The organism is Oleiphilus sp. HI0086, assembly GCF_001635225.1.
In genome coordinates, this window is the sequence record NZ_LWFZ01000444.1 from 1 (window position 1) to 722 (window position 722).

The window sequence follows — 722 nt, forward strand, 5'->3', positions numbered from 1 at the left end:
GTTACTGCGCATATTTCGGCAGCCAGGAGATCCATGATAATGCCGTCTTTATCGGTCGTCCAAACTTGTCCGTTGCGTCTCAAAAATGAAGCGCCTGCACTTTCTTCTCCACCAAAACCCAAGCTGCCTTGATGCAAGCCATCTACAAACCATTTAAAGCCAACAGGCACCTCAACCAAAGGACGCTTTAGCGCGCTAGCCACTCGGTCAATCATGCTGCTGGAAACTAGCGTTTTGCCGATTCCAACAGATTCATCCCATTCAGGACGATGTGAGAAAAGGTAATCGATTGCGACTGCTAAGTAGTGATTTGGGTTTAACAAGCCAGAGCTTCGAGTCACAATGCCATGACGGTCGTAATCAGGATCGTTGCCAAAGGCGACATCATATTGGTCTTTTAATTCAATCAACTGACCCATGGCATAAGGTGAGGAACAATCCATACGAATTTTGCCGTCTTTATCAACACGCATAAACGAAAAGCTTGGATCAACCCGCTTATTGACTAACTCCAGGTTCAAACCATAATGCTCGGCAATCGGCTCCCAGTAAGCAATACCACTCCCGCCCATTGGGTCAACACCTATACGCAAGCCGCTTTTGGAAATGGCAGACATATCAACCACAGATTCCAGGTCCTTCACGTAGGGCATGACAAAATCAATTTCTTGCGTACTGCTAGCTGCCAAAGCCTGCGAATAAGAAACCTTTTTTACTTTTTC

The 722-nt window shown here is 46.3% G+C and carries 1 pseudogene; it reads right to left on the reverse strand.

The features are described from left to right. A pseudogene (locus A3756_RS05490) lies at positions 1-722 on the reverse strand (alpha-D-glucose phosphate-specific phosphoglucomutase); the annotation flags it as partial.